Source organism: Myceligenerans indicum (assembly GCF_016742955.1).
Taxonomy (GTDB): Bacteria; Actinomycetota; Actinomycetes; order Actinomycetales; family Cellulomonadaceae; genus Myceligenerans; species Myceligenerans indicum.
The window spans coordinates 1-15362 of sequence record NZ_JABBYC010000067.1; the positions used below are offsets into that span (position 1 = coordinate 1).

At 71.2% G+C, this 15362-nt stretch carries 15 protein-coding genes; 6 read left to right on the forward strand and 9 right to left on the reverse strand.

Translation table 11 applies throughout. The features are described 5' to 3' along the window. Nucleotides 1–208 precede the first annotated feature (208 nt). Nucleotides 209–1189, reverse strand: coding sequence for a prenyltransferase/squalene oxidase repeat-containing protein (locus HGK34_RS20390; protein WP_201850901.1), 981 nt, complete (start codon nucleotides 1187–1189; stop codon nucleotides 209–211). Nucleotides 1190–1281: 92 nt separating this feature from the next. On the opposite strand from HGK34_RS20390, the gene HGK34_RS20395 reads away from it, so the two are divergent. After that, nucleotides 1282–2301 (forward strand): LLM class flavin-dependent oxidoreductase, encoded by a 1020-nt coding sequence (locus HGK34_RS20395; RefSeq protein ID WP_201850903.1) that lies wholly within the window; start codon nucleotides 1282–1284, stop codon nucleotides 2299–2301. 32 nt (nucleotides 2302–2333) lie between these two features. On the opposite strand, the gene HGK34_RS20400 is transcribed toward HGK34_RS20395, so the two are convergent. Continuing rightward, nucleotides 2334–2915 (reverse strand): methylated-DNA--[protein]-cysteine S-methyltransferase, encoded by a 582-nt coding sequence (locus HGK34_RS20400; RefSeq protein ID WP_307816141.1) that lies wholly within the window; start codon nucleotides 2913–2915, stop codon nucleotides 2334–2336. A gap of 143 nt (nucleotides 2916–3058) precedes the next feature. On the opposite strand from HGK34_RS20400, the gene HGK34_RS20405 reads away from it, so the two are divergent. Then, nucleotides 3059–4672 (forward strand): SulP family inorganic anion transporter, encoded by a 1614-nt coding sequence (locus HGK34_RS20405; protein WP_201850907.1) that lies wholly within the window; start codon nucleotides 3059–3061, stop codon nucleotides 4670–4672. A 55-nt stretch (nucleotides 4673–4727) separates the two neighbouring features. Here the strand turns inward: HGK34_RS20405 and HGK34_RS20410 are convergent, their stop codons facing one another. Together HGK34_RS20410 and HGK34_RS20415 are read right to left on the reverse strand one after the other, a co-directional pair. Continuing rightward, the gene (locus HGK34_RS20410; RefSeq protein ID WP_307816142.1) at nucleotides 4728–5168 is read right to left on the reverse strand and encodes a GNAT family N-acetyltransferase; all 441 of its coding nucleotides are present in this window, start codon (nucleotides 5166–5168) and stop codon (nucleotides 4728–4730) included. Nucleotides 5169–5175: 7 nt separating this feature from the next. Further along, entirely contained in the window at nucleotides 5176–6447 is a 1272-nt protein-coding gene (locus HGK34_RS20415) for an arginine deiminase (RefSeq protein WP_201850909.1), read from the reverse strand. 54 nt (nucleotides 6448–6501) lie between these two features. Between HGK34_RS20415 and HGK34_RS20420 the strand changes: the two genes are divergently transcribed. Continuing rightward, nucleotides 6502–6978, forward strand: coding sequence for an HtaA domain-containing protein (locus tag HGK34_RS20420; protein ID WP_201850911.1), 477 nt, complete (start codon nucleotides 6502–6504; stop codon nucleotides 6976–6978). A gap of 11 nt (nucleotides 6979–6989) precedes the next feature. Here HGK34_RS20420 and HGK34_RS20425 read toward each other — a convergent pair whose 3' ends face one another. The 4 genes from HGK34_RS20425 to HGK34_RS20440 form a co-directional block, all read right to left on the reverse strand. Next, on the reverse strand, nucleotides 6990–7448 hold the full coding sequence (locus tag HGK34_RS20425) for a GNAT family N-acetyltransferase (protein WP_307816143.1): 459 nt from the start codon (nucleotides 7446–7448) through the stop codon (nucleotides 6990–6992). Between the two features lie 170 nt (nucleotides 7449–7618). Continuing rightward, nucleotides 7619–7999 (reverse strand): MinD/ParA family ATP-binding protein, encoded by a 381-nt coding sequence (locus HGK34_RS20430; protein WP_201850913.1) that lies wholly within the window; start codon nucleotides 7997–7999, stop codon nucleotides 7619–7621. Beyond that, nucleotides 7996–8256: a hypothetical protein gene (locus HGK34_RS20435; RefSeq protein ID WP_201850915.1), complete on the reverse strand. Its 261-nt coding sequence runs from the start codon at nucleotides 8254–8256 to the stop codon at nucleotides 7996–7998. The genes HGK34_RS20430 and HGK34_RS20435 overlap by 4 nt, the downstream gene beginning before the upstream one ends. Before the next feature lie 128 nt (nucleotides 8257–8384). Then, nucleotides 8385–8855 carry an HNH endonuclease gene (locus HGK34_RS20440; RefSeq protein WP_201850917.1) on the reverse strand — a complete coding sequence of 157 codons (471 nt, stop codon included), beginning with the start codon at nucleotides 8853–8855 and terminating at the stop codon, nucleotides 8385–8387. A 507-nt stretch (nucleotides 8856–9362) separates the two neighbouring features. Here HGK34_RS20440 and HGK34_RS20445 point away from each other — a divergent pair. Beyond that, nucleotides 9363–10181 carry a metal-dependent hydrolase gene (locus HGK34_RS20445; RefSeq protein WP_201850919.1) on the forward strand — a complete coding sequence of 273 codons (819 nt, stop codon included), beginning with the start codon at nucleotides 9363–9365 and terminating at the stop codon, nucleotides 10179–10181. A 7-nt stretch (nucleotides 10182–10188) separates the two neighbouring features. Here the strand turns inward: HGK34_RS20445 and HGK34_RS20450 are convergent, their stop codons facing one another. Then, on the reverse strand, nucleotides 10189–11649 hold the full coding sequence (locus HGK34_RS20450; protein ID WP_201850921.1) for a MinD/ParA family ATP-binding protein: 1461 nt from the start codon (nucleotides 11647–11649) through the stop codon (nucleotides 10189–10191). 180 nt (nucleotides 11650–11829) lie between these two features. Here HGK34_RS20450 and HGK34_RS20455 point away from each other — a divergent pair, with 180 nt between their 5' ends. Together HGK34_RS20455 and HGK34_RS23355 are read left to right on the forward strand one after the other, a co-directional pair. Continuing rightward, the gene (locus HGK34_RS20455) at nucleotides 11830–12846 is read left to right on the forward strand and encodes a hypothetical protein (RefSeq protein WP_201850923.1); all 1017 of its coding nucleotides are present in this window, start codon (nucleotides 11830–11832) and stop codon (nucleotides 12844–12846) included. Nucleotides 12847–12961: 115 nt separating this feature from the next. Beyond that, entirely contained in the window at nucleotides 12962–15094 is a 2133-nt protein-coding gene (locus tag HGK34_RS23355) for a serine/threonine-protein kinase (RefSeq protein WP_201850925.1), read from the forward strand. Nucleotides 15095–15362 lie beyond the last annotated feature (268 nt).

Genomic DNA, 15362 nt, shown 5'->3' on the forward strand with positions numbered 1-15362 from the left:
AGATGTGTATAAGAGACAGCCCCGACCCCACGGACCCCACCACCCGCTACGCCGCGGACACCAACCGGGTCACGGGCCTCACCGTCGCACGCCCTCCACGCCTCCCGGGCCCGCGAGCGGCCGGACCCACCTCGTCCGGCACGCCGACGGCCGACACCGAACCGCCCTTCTGACGGTCCAGCACGCCGTCCCGCCCCTCACCCACCACTCATCCGGCCAGTCCGTCCCACCACTCCAGCACACGCACGCCGTACAGGGTGAGCCACGGCGACGGCTCGCCCGGCGGCACGTCCTCCTCGAACCAGGCGCGCCCCGGATGGCGTCCCTCCTGGACCCAGGTGCCGTCCGGCCGCCGGGCAGCACGCACGAGCTCGATCGCATCGGACATGCGCGGATCAGGCGAGACACCGTCCTGCAGACAAGCACGGCGGAAGTAGTCGGCCGCGCGCAGCACGCTGTAGCGCCAGCGGAACGGGTAGACGTACGTGTCCACCCATGGCGCGACCATCCCACCGGTCGAGCGTCGCCGGAACAGACCGCGCGCGAGCAGGTACTCCTGCCCTTCCCGGCGTGCGGCGCGGGAGGCGGCGGTGCCACCTGTCGCCGCCTCGTGCTCCAGGAGTGCGGCGAGCACGTTGAGCGTCGAGTGGTAGGACGACCGCACGGACCCGCTGATCCACTCGCAGTTCCAGCCGCCGTCGCCCATCCGGTGCTCGACCAGCCAGTCCGTCAGGCCGCCGACCTCGACCCCGAGCCACGCCCCGTTGGCCAGGGTGTACGCGTTGATGCAGCAGTCGACCTCGCCGCCCCAGTACGGCAGGTTCTCGTAGTCCCACCGGCAGTTCTCCGCCAGCAGTTGTGCGGTGCGACGCGCCCGCAGCACCGCCGGGTCGAGGCCCCACCCGCGCAACGTGTTCAACGACCAGGTGGTGGCCGTCCAGGGCTGCCCCGCGCCCGGAGCGGCCTCGGGGCCGTGGAAGTCGAACCCGGCCGGGAAGAAGGCACCACCGGCCCATTGGCCGTCATCGTCCTGAAGGGCGAGGAGCCGGGCCCCGAGCCCCTCGGCCCCGATGCGGGCACGGGTCGCCTGCCAGACCTCGGGCGGTTCGCACAGCAGGTCGCGCTCCACCTGCCAGCGCAGTGCCGGGTCGCTGTCGAGCAGCCGGTCGGTCAGGGCCTGAGCGGGCATCTGCCGACCGTATACCAGGCGACATATCCGGCGACCCACGGCGGCGCGGGCGCCCGCGTGACACCCGCTCCGGGGAAGGGCAGGCTGGTCCCGTGAAGCACATCGGCTTTCTCTCCTTCGGCCACTGGACGCCGCACGCGTCGTCCGCGACGCGGTCCGCGGCGGACGCGCTGCTCCAGTCCATCGACCTGGCCGTCGCCGCCGAGGAGATCGGGGCGGACGGCGCCTACTTCCGGGTGCACCACTTCGCCCGGCAGCTCGCCTCGCCGTTCCCGCTGCTGGCCGCCGTGGGCGCGCGGACGTCGCGCATCGAGATCGGCACGGGCGTCATCGACATGCGCTACGAGAATCCCGCCTACATGGCCGAGGACGCCGGTGCGGCGGACCTCATCTCGGGCGGACGGCTCCAGCTCGGGATCTCCCGCGGCTCACCCGAGCAGGTCATCGACGGCTGGCGGCACTTCGGCCACGAGCCTCGCGAGGGCGAGTCGGACGCCGACATGGCCCGCCGCCGCACCGCACGCTTCCTGGAACTCCTGGAGGGCGAGGGGTTCGCCGAGCCCAGCCCGCGGCCGATGTTCCCCAACCCGCCGGGCCTGCTGCGCGTCGAGCCCTGGTCCGAGGGTCTGCGCGAGCGCATCTGGTGGGGCGCCGGCAGCCGGGCCACCGCGGAGTGGACCGCGCGGCAGGGCATGAACCTCATGTCCTCGACCCTTCTGACCGAGGACACCGGCGTACCGTTCCACGAGCTGCAGGCCGAGCAGATCCAGCGATTCCGCGACGCCTGGGCTGCGGCCGGGCACGCTCGGGAGCCCCGCGTGTCGGTGTCGCGATCGATCTTCCCGATCACCGACGACCGCGACCTCGCCTACTTCGGCATGGAGCGGTTCAGCACCGACCAGGTCGGCAATCTCGAGGGCGGCTCCGCCCGCTTCGGCCGGACCTACGCGGGCGAGCTCGACGAGATCGTCGAGGACCTCGCCGCCGACACGGCGATCGCCGCCGCCGACACCCTCCTGCTCACGGTGCCCAACCAGCTCGGCGTCGACTACAACGCGCACGTCATCGAGGGCGTCGTCAAACACGTGGCTCCGGCCCTCGGCTGGCGCTGAGGCCACACGCTCACCAGGTCACAGGTCACAGGTCACAGGTCGAACAGCGTCGGTTCCTCCACCAGGGCGCCCTCCCTCTCCAGCATGCGGCGCTTGGCGCTCGCGCCGCCGCGGGCGGAGAACCCGCCGATCTTCCCGCCTGCCGCGAGCACGCGGTGGCAGGGCACGATCGGCGGGAACGGGTTCCGGCCGAGCGCCTGGCCCACGGCCTGCGCCGAGCCGGGAGCACCCAGCCGGGTCGCGACCTCGCCGTAGGTGAGCGTCTGCCCCGGCGGGATCTGCCGCACGACGTCGTAGACGCGCCGGTCGAAGTCCGGGACTGCCGTCATGTCGAGCTCGATCCGCGCGGTGGGCGCGTCCTCGGCCTCGCCGCCGTCGCCGAGCAGCCCGGTCACGCGATCGACCGCCGCGGCGACGGCCGCCGGGGGTTCCGCCTCGACCGCTCCCTCGTACCACCGCCGCACGGCACCGCGCACCTGGTCCGCCCCTCCTTGCGGGAGGGTTGAACCGACGACGGCGCCGCCGTGGCGCCACACGATCGCGCAGTGCCCGATCCGTGTCGGGAACACGACGAACCCCAGGGACGCCGTCCCGGAACCTGCTTCGCTGTCCACGCCCCCACAGTAGGCGGGGAGGCTGACACGGCGTCCGATTCCGGACCGGGCCTCCGTCCAGGTAGGGTAGGGCCCGGCCTGGCGCGTGGTCGCCGCCATCCCTGGCGCCGGAGCGGAGGCCACCCCCACCCTTCCCGTACGCAATGCCGCGTGCCCAGAACCATCGAGCCATCGCGGAGAGCTGCGTGCCGAACCCCACAGGTCCCTCGACCGAGCCTGCCCACCTCACCGAACCCGCCCACGCCCCGGCACCGCCCGCGGGCGCCCCGGAGGCGGACAGCACGCTGCGCGGTGTGCTTGCCGCGTTGCGCAGTCCGCGCGTCCTGCGCACCGAGGTGTTCGCCGGCCTCGTGGTCGCGCTGGCCCTGATCCCGGAGGCGATCGCCTTCTCGATCATCGCCGGCGTGGATCCGCGGCTCGGGCTGTTCGCGTCGTTCACGATGGCCGTCACGATCGCGTTCGTGGGCGGCCGCCCGGCCATGATCTCGGCCGCCACGGGCGCGATCGCTCTGGTCGTCGCGCCGATCGCCCGCGAGTACGGCGTCGACTACCTCATCGCCACCGTGATCCTGGCCGGGATCCTCCAGGTGGTCCTCGGCGTGCTGGGCGTGGCCAAGCTCATGCGGTTCATCCCGCGCTCGGTGATGGTCGGCTTCGTCAACGCCCTGGCGATCCTCATCTTCCTGTCCCAGCTGCCGCACCTGACCGGCGTGCCGTGGGCGGTCTACCCGCTCGTGGCCGTCGGCATCGCCATCATGGTGTTCTTCCCCCGGCTCACCCGGGTGGTCCCCGCGCCGCTGGTCTCGATCGTGCTGCTGACCGTCGTCGTCATCGGCGCCGGTATCGCCGTGCCCACCGTGGGCGACGAGGGCGCGCTGCCCGAGTCCCTGCCGATGCTCTTCTTCCCGGACGTGCCGTTCACGTTCGAGACCCTGAGGATCATCGCGCCGTACGCCGTGGCGATGGCACTGGTGGGCATCCTGGAGTCGCTGCTGACCGCCAAGCTGGTCGACGACGTCACCGACACCCACTCGGACAAGACCCGCGAGGCGTGGGGACAGGGCGTGGCGAACGTCGTCACCGGCTTCTTCGGCGGCATGGGCGGCTGCGCGATGATCGGCCAGACGATGATCAACGTGAAGGCGTCCGGCGCCCGCACGCGGATCTCGACGTTCCTGGCCGGCACCTTCCTCCTGGTCCTCGTCGTCGGCCTGGGCGACATCGTCGCGCTGATCCCGATGGCGGCGCTGGTCGCGGTCATGATCATGGTGTCGGTCGGCACCTTCGACTGGCACTCGGTCCAGCCGGCGACACTGCGGCGCATGCCCAAGTCCGAGACCGCGGTCATGCTGGTCACGGTGGTGGTCACCGTCGCCACCCACAACCTCGCCTTCGGCGTGATCGCCGGCGTGCTGGTCGCGATGGTGATGTTCGCCCGCCGCGTCGCCCACTTCACCTCGGTCACCCGCCTGGACGCCACGGACGCCGACGACGAGCGCGTCTACGCGGTGGAGGGCGAGCTGTTCTTCGCCTCCTCCAACGACCTCGTCTACCAGTTCGACTACACCGGCGACCCGCGCAACATCGTCATCGACCTGTCCGGTGCCCACGTGTGGGACGCCTCCAGCGTCGCCGCACTCGACGCGGTGCGCACCAAGTACGAGGGCAAGGGCAAGACCGTCACGATCACCGGGATGAACCGCGACACGACCAACCGGCTCGACCGGCTGTCGGGGCAGCTCGGCGCGGGCCACTGACGACACGGGCGGGCCGCCCCGGGGCGGCCCGCCCGCTGCACCGCGTGCGCGAGCGCTACACGGTGCGCGAGAAGTGGTAGGACGCGATCCGGTACTGCTGGGAGAAGTACAGCCCGTGCGCCGCCGCACGCTCGGGCTGCACGCCGGAGTCGAGGTGCACCATGCTCACACCCTCACCACGGGCGATCTCGTGCACCCGTTCCAGCAGCGCGGTCGCGTAGCCCTTCCCGCGCGCCTCGGGCAGGGTCGACAGATCGTCCACGTAGCAGAACCGGCCCCAGGCCAGGTTCGAGACGAACCGGAACCCCAGCACGGCGACGGCGTCGGCCCCGTCGGCGCCCTCGTCGTCGAACGCACCGAGCAGACGGTAGCCCGCCGGCCGCAGGACCTGGTCGACCTGCTCCGAGAACGTCTCGGCGTCGGTCAGGTGGGGACGCAGCGCCTGCATCGCGCGGAAGGCCAGCGGAGTTTCCGGGGGAACGAGCTCTCGAGTCACGCGCAGATTATTCCACCGCGTCGCGAATGATCGGGCAGGTCATGCAGTGCCCGCCGCCCCGGCCGCGCCCCAGCTCACCGCCGGCGATCTCCACGACCTCGATGCCCGCCTTGCGCAGCAGATCGTTCGTGGTGGTGTTGCGGTCGTAGGTGAACACGACACCCGGCTCGACGGCGACGGCGTTGTTCCCGCTGTCCCACTGCTGCCGCTCGGACTCGTAGCTGTCCCCTCCGGTCTCGATCACGCGCAGCCCGTCGAGCCCCATCGCCCCTGCGACGACGTCCAGGAAGGTCGACCCGTCGCCACGGGAGACCACCACGTCCCCGTCGTCGCCCGGCCGCAGCACGAACGGGTGCACGCCGTCCACGATCCGCGGGTAGACGGTCACCGTGTCCACGTCCACGAACGTCATGACCGTGTCCAGGTGCATGGCCGCCCGCAGGCGCGGCATCCCCGCCACGACCACCTGCTGCGCCGCGCCACCGGCGAACAACCGGGCGGCGACCTGCGTGATCGCCTGGCGCGACGTCCGCTCGCCCATGCCCATCAGCACGGTGCCGTTGCCGACCGGCATGATGTCGCCGCCCTCGAACGTCGCCTGGCCGTGCCGCACCTCCGGGTCGCCCCACCACACCTGGGACCCCACGAAGTCCGGGTGGAACTCGTACACCGCCTTCATCAGCAGCGTCTCGTCGCGCCGCGCCGGGTAGTAGAGCGGGTTCAGCGTGACGCCGCCGTACAGCCAGCACGTCGTGTCCCGCGTGAAGAGGGTGTTCGGCAACGGCGGCATGAGGAACTCCCGCTCGTCCGGCGAGAACGCCGCGAGCGCCCTGTGCCCCGGCGGCAGGTCGGGGACGTCTGCGACGGCGAGCCCGCCGATCAGGTATTCCGCGAGGACGTGCGGCGGCAGTGACTCGAGGTAGGCCCGGGTGGCGTCCACCAGTCCGTCCCCGACGATCTGCGGCACGATCTTGCGGTCCAGCAGCCAGTCGCGGGCTCCCGGCACGCGCAGAGTCTGGGCCAGGACGGAGTGCAGTTCGACGACCTCGACGTCGCGGGCCTCGAGCTCGGCGACGAAGGCGGCGTGGTCCTCCTGGGCGCGCTCCACCCACAGGACGTCGTCGAACAGCAGGCTGTCGGAGTTCGACGGCGTGAGCCGGCGGTGGGCCTGTCCCGGGGCACACACGAGCACCTTGCGGAGTTTGCCCACCTCGGAGTGCACGCCGTAGGAGGCGGAGGGACGGGTGCCGGGGTTCTGGGTCTCAGAAGCGGTCGTCATAACCGCCAACGGTACGACGACGGCGGGCCGCGGGTGCGCGTGTAGGGTCGTCGCGTGCATCTGGACTGGGAGATCAAGCCGAGCCTGCTCATGTACGTGGCCGGGGCGCCCGGAGGGCGTCTCGTCGTGGGGCCCGAGGTGGGGGGTGAGGGAGCGTCGTTCCGGTTCGGGCTCGACGTGGACCGGTCCTCGGGTCTGGACGGTGGCGGGACGACGCCGGACGCGCGGGCGTTCGCCTTCACCGGGTCGATCGCGTTCTTCGGGCACTTCGGGTCGTTCGTCGGCGAGATCGGGGACCCGGAGGTTCGTGCGGTCGACGGCGGGGACTGGTCGATGTCGATCCTGGACCGTGAGTCGGGTGTGCGCACGGACGCGTTCCGGCTTGTCGGCGCGCCTGCGCAGGATGCCGGAGGCCGCCGTCTCCGCTGGCCTCGGGTGGAGGTGAGCGCGCCGGGTGCGAGCCTCTGGGGTGGGAACTACCCGGCCGGTACGCCGTTCGAGCCGGTCGTGGTGGATCTCGGTGGGGACTGAGCCCGCGCCGTTCAGCCGCCGGTGACCTTGGCGTAGTGCAGGAAGGAGACGTCGCGCGCGAAGCCCTCGGACTCGTAGAGCCCCTGGGCCGCGACGTTGTCCCAGGCGGTGGCGAGGGAGACGCGGATCGCCCCGGCTTCCTTCGCGCGGTCGCAGATCTCCCTCACCAGGGCGCGGCCCGCGCCGGACCCGCGGGCTGAGGGATCCACGAAGAGGTCGTTGAGCACCCAGACGGGTCCGAGGCTCACCGACGACCAGGACTGGTAGGCCTGCGCGAGCCCGACCACGGCGCCGCCGGGGGTTACCTCTGCGACCAGCAGCAGGGTGTCGTCGGAGGCGAACCGCGCGGTCAGGAACTCCCGCACCCGCTGTTCGTCGGCCGCGTGCTCGTAGAAGGCCAGGTACTGCAGGAACAGGCCGACCACGGCGTCGAGGTCGGCGTCGGTCACGTCACGCACTTCGGTGGACACGCGGGCGATCATGACACCTTCGCCCCCGTGAACGCCATTCCCCTGGTAGTGCGGGCCTCAGAATCCGCGGGCGACCGCCGCACCCGCCGCGAGCCAGGCGCGTCGCGTGGCGGGGCGCAGCGACTGCAGGGTGAGCCGGCCGTCCACGATGCCGGGGTCGAACGGTACGGTCACGACCTCGCGGGCGAGGGTGCGGTACCCGCGGGCCACCTGCCGCAGTTCGACCGGGGTGGCCTTCGGGTCGGGGAGATGCGCTGTTCGTCGGCGAGCACCATCGGTTTGGAGCGCAGGACGTCGAACCTCATCCGGGACTGGTGGTGGATGTACCAGGCCAGGTCGGCGAGCTGTGCGGTGGGGCCGAGGAAGTGGTCGACCTGTGGCAGCAGGTCGTGCAGGGTCGCGTCGTGCATGCCCTGCTCGGTACGCCAGCCGAGCGTGCCGCGTGTCTGGTTGTTGTCCCAGGCGACCACGCCGGAGCCGCCGTGTGCGGCGAAGACGGCGCTGAGCAGGACGGTGCCGGGGGTCTTGCCGGCGCCGCCCTTGCCGTTCACGACGGCGACGGTGCGTGGTCCGGGCCAGAGTGCTGGGCGACGACGGCCTCGTCGGCGCGCTCGGAGCGTTCCTCGGTGCTGGGCGGGACGCGCATCCCGATGCGGGAGAGCATGCCGCGCATGACCTCGCCCCGCACCTGGCCGAGCGTCGTCATGTGCAGGGGGTAGGGGATCCCGCCGATGCGCACCTCGCCGCTTCCGTCCTCGCGCACCACCGCGTGCACGTGATCCCAGCCTGGCTCCGCGCCGACGCTCATGCGCCTGCCCCCTCGACATCGTGCGACCCCGGACGCCGGGGCCTGGCCCGGCCCCGGCAGCGGGCGAATATTTCACCCGCAGTCGTGGCACAGGGTACAGCCCGGGCGTCCGGGGTCGAATCGGGCGGCTACGCCAGCCGGGCGGCGCGCTGCAGCCGTGCTCGCGCGTACTCGGCGCGCGGGACGTACGGCGTCAGGTAGAGCAGCATGCCGGCTTCCGCAGGGGTGCGGTCCGCCTTGAACGAGTTGCACTCGTAGCAGGCGGCCACGAGGTTGAGCCAGGTCGAGGGGCCTCCGCGCGAGCGGGGAACGACGTGGTCCACCGTGTCGGCGGGGCCTCCGCAGTAGGCGCAGGATCCGTCGCGGCGCTTCACTCCCTGCTTGGTGCAGGCAGGGGTGCCGCCTCGCTTGTAGAGCCACCGCATCGCGACGTACCGGACCAGGCGCAGGACGCGCGGTAAGGGGAACGGTCCGAAGGTGCGGCCGTCGACCGCCTCCTCCACGACCGCTACCTCCCGCACGAGCATCCCGATGGCATGCCGGACAGACACGCGGTGCAGCGGCTCGTAGCCGGCATTGAGGACAAGGACGTCGGCCACGGTCCGCTCCTTTCGGGTGAGTAGTTCTTTTCGTCGGTGCTGGAAGTGCAAAGAAAAAGCCGCCCAGGACGCAAGTCCTCCAGGCGGCACACGAGTGCTGGTCCGGCAACGCGCCGGGTCAGCGCCGTATCGCGCCTCGAAGGGCCTCGCGGCCGTCCAGGAGGTGCTGCGCGGTGGTCGGGTAGGACGAGGTGCGTGCGCAGCGGATCATGGGCTTCCCGTCCTCTCGTTTCGGTGCGGCCTGGATGCAGCCGGGTGGATACAGCCATCTGACGAGACCGGGTGACCTCGTCGTGAAGAAAGGTACACACGCAACCTTGGTACGTCCATGCCTTTTCTGAATCTGTCTCCAAGAATTCATCAAACTCCGCGAGTCCGCTGGCGCGACACGCCGAACGGTGTCCGTCGGGCCTGGTCACCTCGGATACGGACCGATCGCGTTACCGTTGCTCTTCGGCCGGGCGTTTCCGGTCGGAACGGACATTGGCTGGAAGGAGCCCACATCCCATGATGGGAGGACATCACGCCGCGACAGGCGCCGCCGCCTGGGTGGCCGTGACCTCGACCGCGCCGTTCGCGTTCGGATGGTACGAGGGGGTCTCCCATCTCGGCGTCGTCGCCGGCGCGCTGGTCTGTGCGGGTGCCGCGCTCCTGCCCGACGCGGACCACCACAGTGGCACCATCGCCCACTCGCTGCCGCCCGTCTCGGACGCCGTGGTGAAGGTCGTCGAGACGGTCTCCGGCGGACACCGCAAGGGCACGCACTCGATCCTGGGCGTGCTCGCGTTCACGGCGATCGCCTGGTTCCTGAGCCTGCTGTCGGTGGACACCGGTCTCGACGGCATAGGAACCGTGCTCATCGGACCCGGCATCATGTGTGTCCTGCTCGTGGCGTTCGCGCTCAAAGCGCTCAAGATCACCCGCGACACCAAGGTCCTGCCCTGGACGACGTCGGTGGTCCTGGCCGCGCTCATCGCGATCTTCGCGCCCGAGGAGTGGTTCTGGATGCCCTTCTGCGTGGCTCTGGGGTGCGTGGTGCACCTCATCGGCGACCTCATCACCACCAACGGGATCCCGTTGCTCTGGCCGCTGAAGTTCAAGTCCCCCTACTGGATGCGCGACGGCAGGGGCATCGAGCTCGACAGCTTCTGGCGGCGCAGCGGCAACATCGCTCTGCCGATCCTCGGCAACGCCGGGTCGGTGCGCGAGTGGATCCTGCTCGTTCCCGTCTCGCTGTACGCGGTGGTCGGCATCGTGTGGGCGCTGCTGAACCAGATGGGCTTCGACACGATGCCACTGTGGGAGCGGCTCACGTCCTGGGGCTGACCTCGGCTCAGAGCCCCCGGGCCACCGCGGCCCCCGCGGCCAGCCAGGCGCGGCGCGTCGTGGGACGCAGCGCCCCGTAGCGCAGGTGACCGTCGACCATGCCGGGGTCGAACGGCACCGTGACCACCTCCCGGGCCAGGGACTCGTACCCGGCGGCCACCTTGCGCACCTCCTCGGCAGGTGCCTTCTGGTCCGCCTGGCTCACCACGGCCACCGCCTGCTGCGCCAGGTAGGCGGACCGGCCGTCCCGCTCGGCCAGACCCTCCAGGAGCAGCGCGCCCGCCTCCGCGTGATCGTCCCGCGTCGTGGTGGCGATCACGAGCTGGTCGGTGTGGTCGATCATCCGCTGCCACATCGGGTCGGACTCGTCGTTGCCAGAGTCGATGACGATCAGCCGGTAGTACTTGCTCAGCACGGCATGGATGGCGTCCACGTCCGCAGAGGCGATGCGCTGCTCGTGCGCCATCGCCATCGGCTTGGAACGCAGCACGTCGAACCGGTCGCGCGTCTGGTGGTGCACGTAGCGGGCCAGATCGGCGGCCTGGGCGGAGGGCCCGAGCAGGTGGTCGGCCCGCGGCAGCAGGTCCAGCAGCGTGGCGTCGTGCGGCCCCTTCTCCGTGCGCCAGCCGAGCGTGCCTCGGGTCTGGTTGTTGTCCCACGCCACCACGCCAGCGCCGCCGAACTGCGCGAACACCGCCGACAGCAGCACCGACGACGGCGTCTTGCCCGCCCCGCCCTTGCCGTTCACGATCGCGATGGTGCGCGGCCCCGGCCAGTGCTGGCTCACGTCCCGCTCGTCCGCGCGCTCCGCCCGCTCCGCCTCGCTCGGCCCCACCGGCAGTCCCAGGCGCGTGAGCCAGCCGCGAAAGCCCTGTTCGGCAGGCTCCTCCACCGACACCTGCGTCAGGAACGACGCGCGCTCCTCCCGGCCAGGCGCGACGAGGTCCGCCGCGGCGGGCTCCCGCAGACCCGACGGTTCCGGGCGGAGCCCGTCGGCCGGCGCAACCGCGGGCGGAGCGTCGAGCGCAGGCCCCGCCCCGGGCTCGTGGCTCCCGGAGTGAATGCTGTCGCCCGCGATCGTGTCGATCGGCGCGGGGTCAGTCGGCGCGGGGTCGATCGGCGCGGGATCTATCGGCGCGGGATCGGCCGGCTGGGACTCAGGAGGGCGCGGGGCCGTCAGGTCCGGCACGGGAACGTCCGGCACGGGAACGTCATCCTCCGGCACGACCGTGCCGTCGGGGTGTACGACGAGCCGCCACATGCCTTCGGGACCTTCCGCGTTCGCACGCACGGGACGCCCGAGCTGGACCGCGTTCTCGGTGACACGGCGCAGCACCTCGATCCTGGCTTCCTCGAGGCTGTTGGTGACGACCGGGTGGATGCTCCCGTCGATCCGCACCTCACCCGACCCGTCGGTCCTGACCACGGCCTCGATCTGAGGCCAGCTGCGCACCGTTTCCGTGCTCATCGGCGTGCTCCTCGGCTCTGCTGTTCGTCGCGCTGAGCCCAAGCCTCCGCCATCGAGGCCTCGAAAGCGACCGGAAACGCCGGTTTCTACCAGGGATCACCCCGCGTGAGGTCCGCGCGCGCGACTGGTAGTTTGCGAAATCACCCGACGACCACCGGGTGCGAGGCGTGAGGAGCCAGCGTGTCCGACCCGACCGTCCGGTTCACCCCGGGCATGAACCCCCGGCCGGTTCGATCCGGCGAGCCGATGACGATGCTGGTGTTCGACCAGGAACTGGTCGGCAGGCTCCAGGCGCTGCAGCAGAGCGGCTTCGGCATCCGCGCCGAACAGGTCATCGCAGAGCATCTGGTGAAGGTCGGGCAGCATCGGGCCGGCGGGCGCACGCCGCGCGAGATCAAGGAGTACATCTGGCAGCAGATGCAGTGGGGCGACACCGGTGCCACCGCCACCACGAACGGCGACCTGCACTCGCTGCGCCGGTCGGTGCGCGCGAACACGGAGGTGGCCAACCCGCCGGAGAACTTCCTGCCGCAGCCTCCCGGAGCGCACGGCATCCCTGGGGACGCCGCCGCTCAGGGAGTGCCCGGTTCGGCGGACCCGCGGACGGCCGGGGAACACCCGGCCCAGGAACAGCAGGCGCAGGAGCAACAGGCACAGGAGCACGGCTCGGGCACGAGACCGGCCGGGGCGGCGGAGGCCACCAGGGCGCCCGCGGGAGCGTTCCTCGCGTGGATTCCGCGGATCCTGCTCGGGGTGTCGCTCTACCAGCTGGTCCGCGTCTTCGTGGAGCCCGGCCACCTGCCTGACGTCTCACGATGGGAACCCTTCAGGGTCCTCGGTGACCGCGCCCTGGAGCTCCTTCGCCTGAACCCGGACTGGAGCGGACAGGCGGCCGAGTTGACGATCCCGGTGCTCGGCCTGGTGCTGGCGGTGCTGCTGAACCTCTTCACGCCGTCGCGTCGCGGGCGCAAGCTGCGCGTGTGGCCGTATGTCCTGGTGATCGGCACCTGGATCGTGCTGCTGGCGGTGTCCGGCGTCCTGTCGTTCGCGTCCGACACGACCGAGACCGTACGCCAGGGCGTCCGGGAACAGGTCGACCAGACCATCGAGGACCGGAAGCAGCAGCTGCGGGACGCCCTCGAGAACGCCGTCGACGACCAGGCCGACCGCGGGACCCGAGACCTGGACGGTGCGTGAGAGTTCCGCGAGAGGCATGAAGTTGTTTGCGGATCGTGATTCTGGCAGCCTTTCGGCGCTGGTAGCTTGTTCTGTGGGCTGACCTGCGCCTTTTGTTCCCTGCCGAGGAGTGTTCATGTCCGACGATTCGCACCGCCGCGCGTCCGGCGCGGTCCCGCCGGACCCGAACACGACCCGGTTGCCGCGGAGGATCGCCCAGGTCCCGCCACCTGCGCCGGGGACGGTTCCGGACCCGTACGCGACGCGCGTCCAGCCGTCGACCCGGTCGGGTCCGGACGTCGATGCGACGCACGTCCAGCCGACCACGCACGTCCAGCCGACCACGCGTGTCCAGCCGACGCCGGGTTCCAACGGCGACCCGTACGCGACCCTCGTGCATCCCCCCACCACGGGGACACCCGCCCCGGCTCCCGTTCAGCAGCCCGGCCAGGTCCCCGCGACCGGTGAGGTACTCGGCGGTTTCGTGCTGCGCGAGTCGCTCGGGCACGGCGGTTTCGCCCATGTCTACCGGGCCGAGTCCCCGGGGGACGGCGTGGTCGCGCTCAAGGTCCTGACGAACTCCGAGGCGGGTTCCCGCGAGCGTTTCGTCACCGAGGCCGGGCTTCTGGAGCAGCTCGGAGGGCGCGGCTTCCCGGCGTTCGTCCGCGCGGACCTCGACGCCCCCACCCCGTGGTTCGCCATGGAGCTCGTTCCGGGCAGGACACTCGCGCAGGTGGTGCACGAGTACGGGCCGCTTCCCCGCCAGGACCTGCTGCGTGTGGCCGACGACGTCGCCGGCGCGCTGGCGGTGCTGCAGGAGGAGCACTACCTGCACCGGGACGTGAAGCCGGCGAACATCATCGTGTCGGACGGCCGGTGCGTCCTCATCGACCTCGGCATCGCCAAGGGGCACGGCTCGCAGACCTCCACCCACGCCGCGGGCACCATCGCCTACATGGCTCCGGAGCTCTTCGTGCGCAAGCCGCACCCCCGCTCCGACGTGTACAGCCTGGGCCTGCTGCTGATCTTCTGCGCGACGGGCTCCCTCCCGACCGACCTGAACTTCGCGGGCAGGGACCTGACGGCCGAGGACATCGGGCCGGTGGATCCCGCGATCCTGCCGCTGGTGCTGGCCATGACCCGCCAGGACCCCGCAGAGCGCCCGCCGTTGCACAACATCGCCCGGGCGGTGGTCTCCCTCGCCTCGCAGCAGGCGCCGGAGCCCGGCCTGCTGCACGCAGCCGAGACCACGCACACCGAGCGCCGCGTGGTCACCGAGGTCGTGACCGCCGGCAGCCTCGCCGCCGGGGCCGCCGCCGCGGGCATGGCAGGTGTCGCCGGCGCGGCGGCCGCAGCTCCGTCCACGCAGGTCATGGGACCGGCCGCAGCGCGGACCGAGGTGTTCCGCCCGGCGCAGCCCTCCCCCGCGCCCGCCGGCCCGCCGCCCGGCTCGATCCGGCCGCAGCCACCCGTCCAGCAGCAGGCACCCACCCAGCAGCAGCCGTTCCCGGCGCAGCAGCCGTTCCAGCCGGGGTATCCGACCTATCAGCAGCCGCCGGTCCAGCAACCAGCACCGCACGGGTACCCGTCCCCGCAGCAGCCGCTGCAGCAGCCCCAGCAGCCGCAGCCGGGAATTCCCGGCGCCTCGCCGGACCCCGGGGCCGCGGCGCCGTCGTTCCCCGAGCCGCGGCCCGCTCGGCGCGCCGAGCCGGACCGGGACCGCGAGCAGGACGACGACATGGGCTGGAGGCTCGTGCGCATGCTGCTGGGCCTCATTCCGGTGGCCCTGGCGATCATCGCCGTCTACCAGGTGGTACGGCTGGTTCCGGGTTTCGGCTCGATGCCCGACATGTCGAAGGCTCCGCTGTTCCGCGCGCTGGGCGACTGGCTGCTGCTGACGCTGAACCTGCCGTGGGAGTGGTCCGACACCATGGCGAACCTCACGATCCCCCTGCTCGGCCTCGTGCTGGCCGGAGTGCTGAACATGGTCACGCGGGTCGCGGGCCGCTCCGGCGAACGGCGCCGGCGGCTGTGGCCGTACTTCCTGACCATCGGCGTCTGGGTCGTCGTGCTGGCCGTGCAGGGCATCGTCGCCGCGGTGACCGAAGGCGTGGAGAACGCCAAGGAGGACATCAGCAACAGCATCGAGCAGGGCATCCAGGACCAGCAGGGCAATCTTCAGGACCAGATCGACCAGACGGTTCAGGACCAGCAGGAACAGGCGAAGGAGTCGGGCCAGAGCTTCCTCGACTCGATCTGGCCCTTCTGAGGCGACCGGCTCGCCACAGGTACGGGGCGCAGGTCACGGGTCGACCCCATACCAGCGATTTGTCCTGTCAGTGGTGCGTGCTCTTGGTACCTTGCGCACATGCCTCGGGCCGAGCAGATTCCCTCCGTACCAGACGTCGACGACGTCGAGCCCGTATCCGTCGACCCCGGTCCCGTCCCTGTCTCTTATACACATCTGACGCTGCCGACGATAAGGAAAAAAGGTGTGGTTATTGTGTTTGGTTGGTGAGCGCGGAGAGGGGTAGTGT

Coding starts and splice junctions, on each gene's coding strand:
- HGK34_RS20390 (WP_201850901.1), bottom strand. CDS start 1,189: ATGCCCGCTCAGGCCCTGACCGACCGGCTGCTCGACAGCGACCCGGCA.
- HGK34_RS20405 (WP_201850907.1), top strand. CDS start 3,059: ATGCCGCGTGCCCAGAACCATCGAGCCATCGCGGAGAGCTGCGTGCCG.
- HGK34_RS20415 (WP_201850909.1), bottom strand. CDS start 6,447: ATGACGACCGCTTCTGAGACCCAGAACCCCGGCACCCGTCCCTCCGCC.
- HGK34_RS20435 (WP_201850915.1), bottom strand. CDS start 8,256: ATGAGCGTCGGCGCGGAGCCAGGCTGGGATCACGTGCACGCGGTGGTG.
- HGK34_RS20445 (WP_201850919.1), top strand. CDS start 9,363: ATGATGGGAGGACATCACGCCGCGACAGGCGCCGCCGCCTGGGTGGCC.
- HGK34_RS20450 (WP_201850921.1), bottom strand. CDS start 11,649: ATGAGCACGGAAACGGTGCGCAGCTGGCCTCAGATCGAGGCCGTGGTC.
- HGK34_RS23355 (WP_201850925.1), top strand. CDS start 12,962: ATGTCCGACGATTCGCACCGCCGCGCGTCCGGCGCGGTCCCGCCGGAC.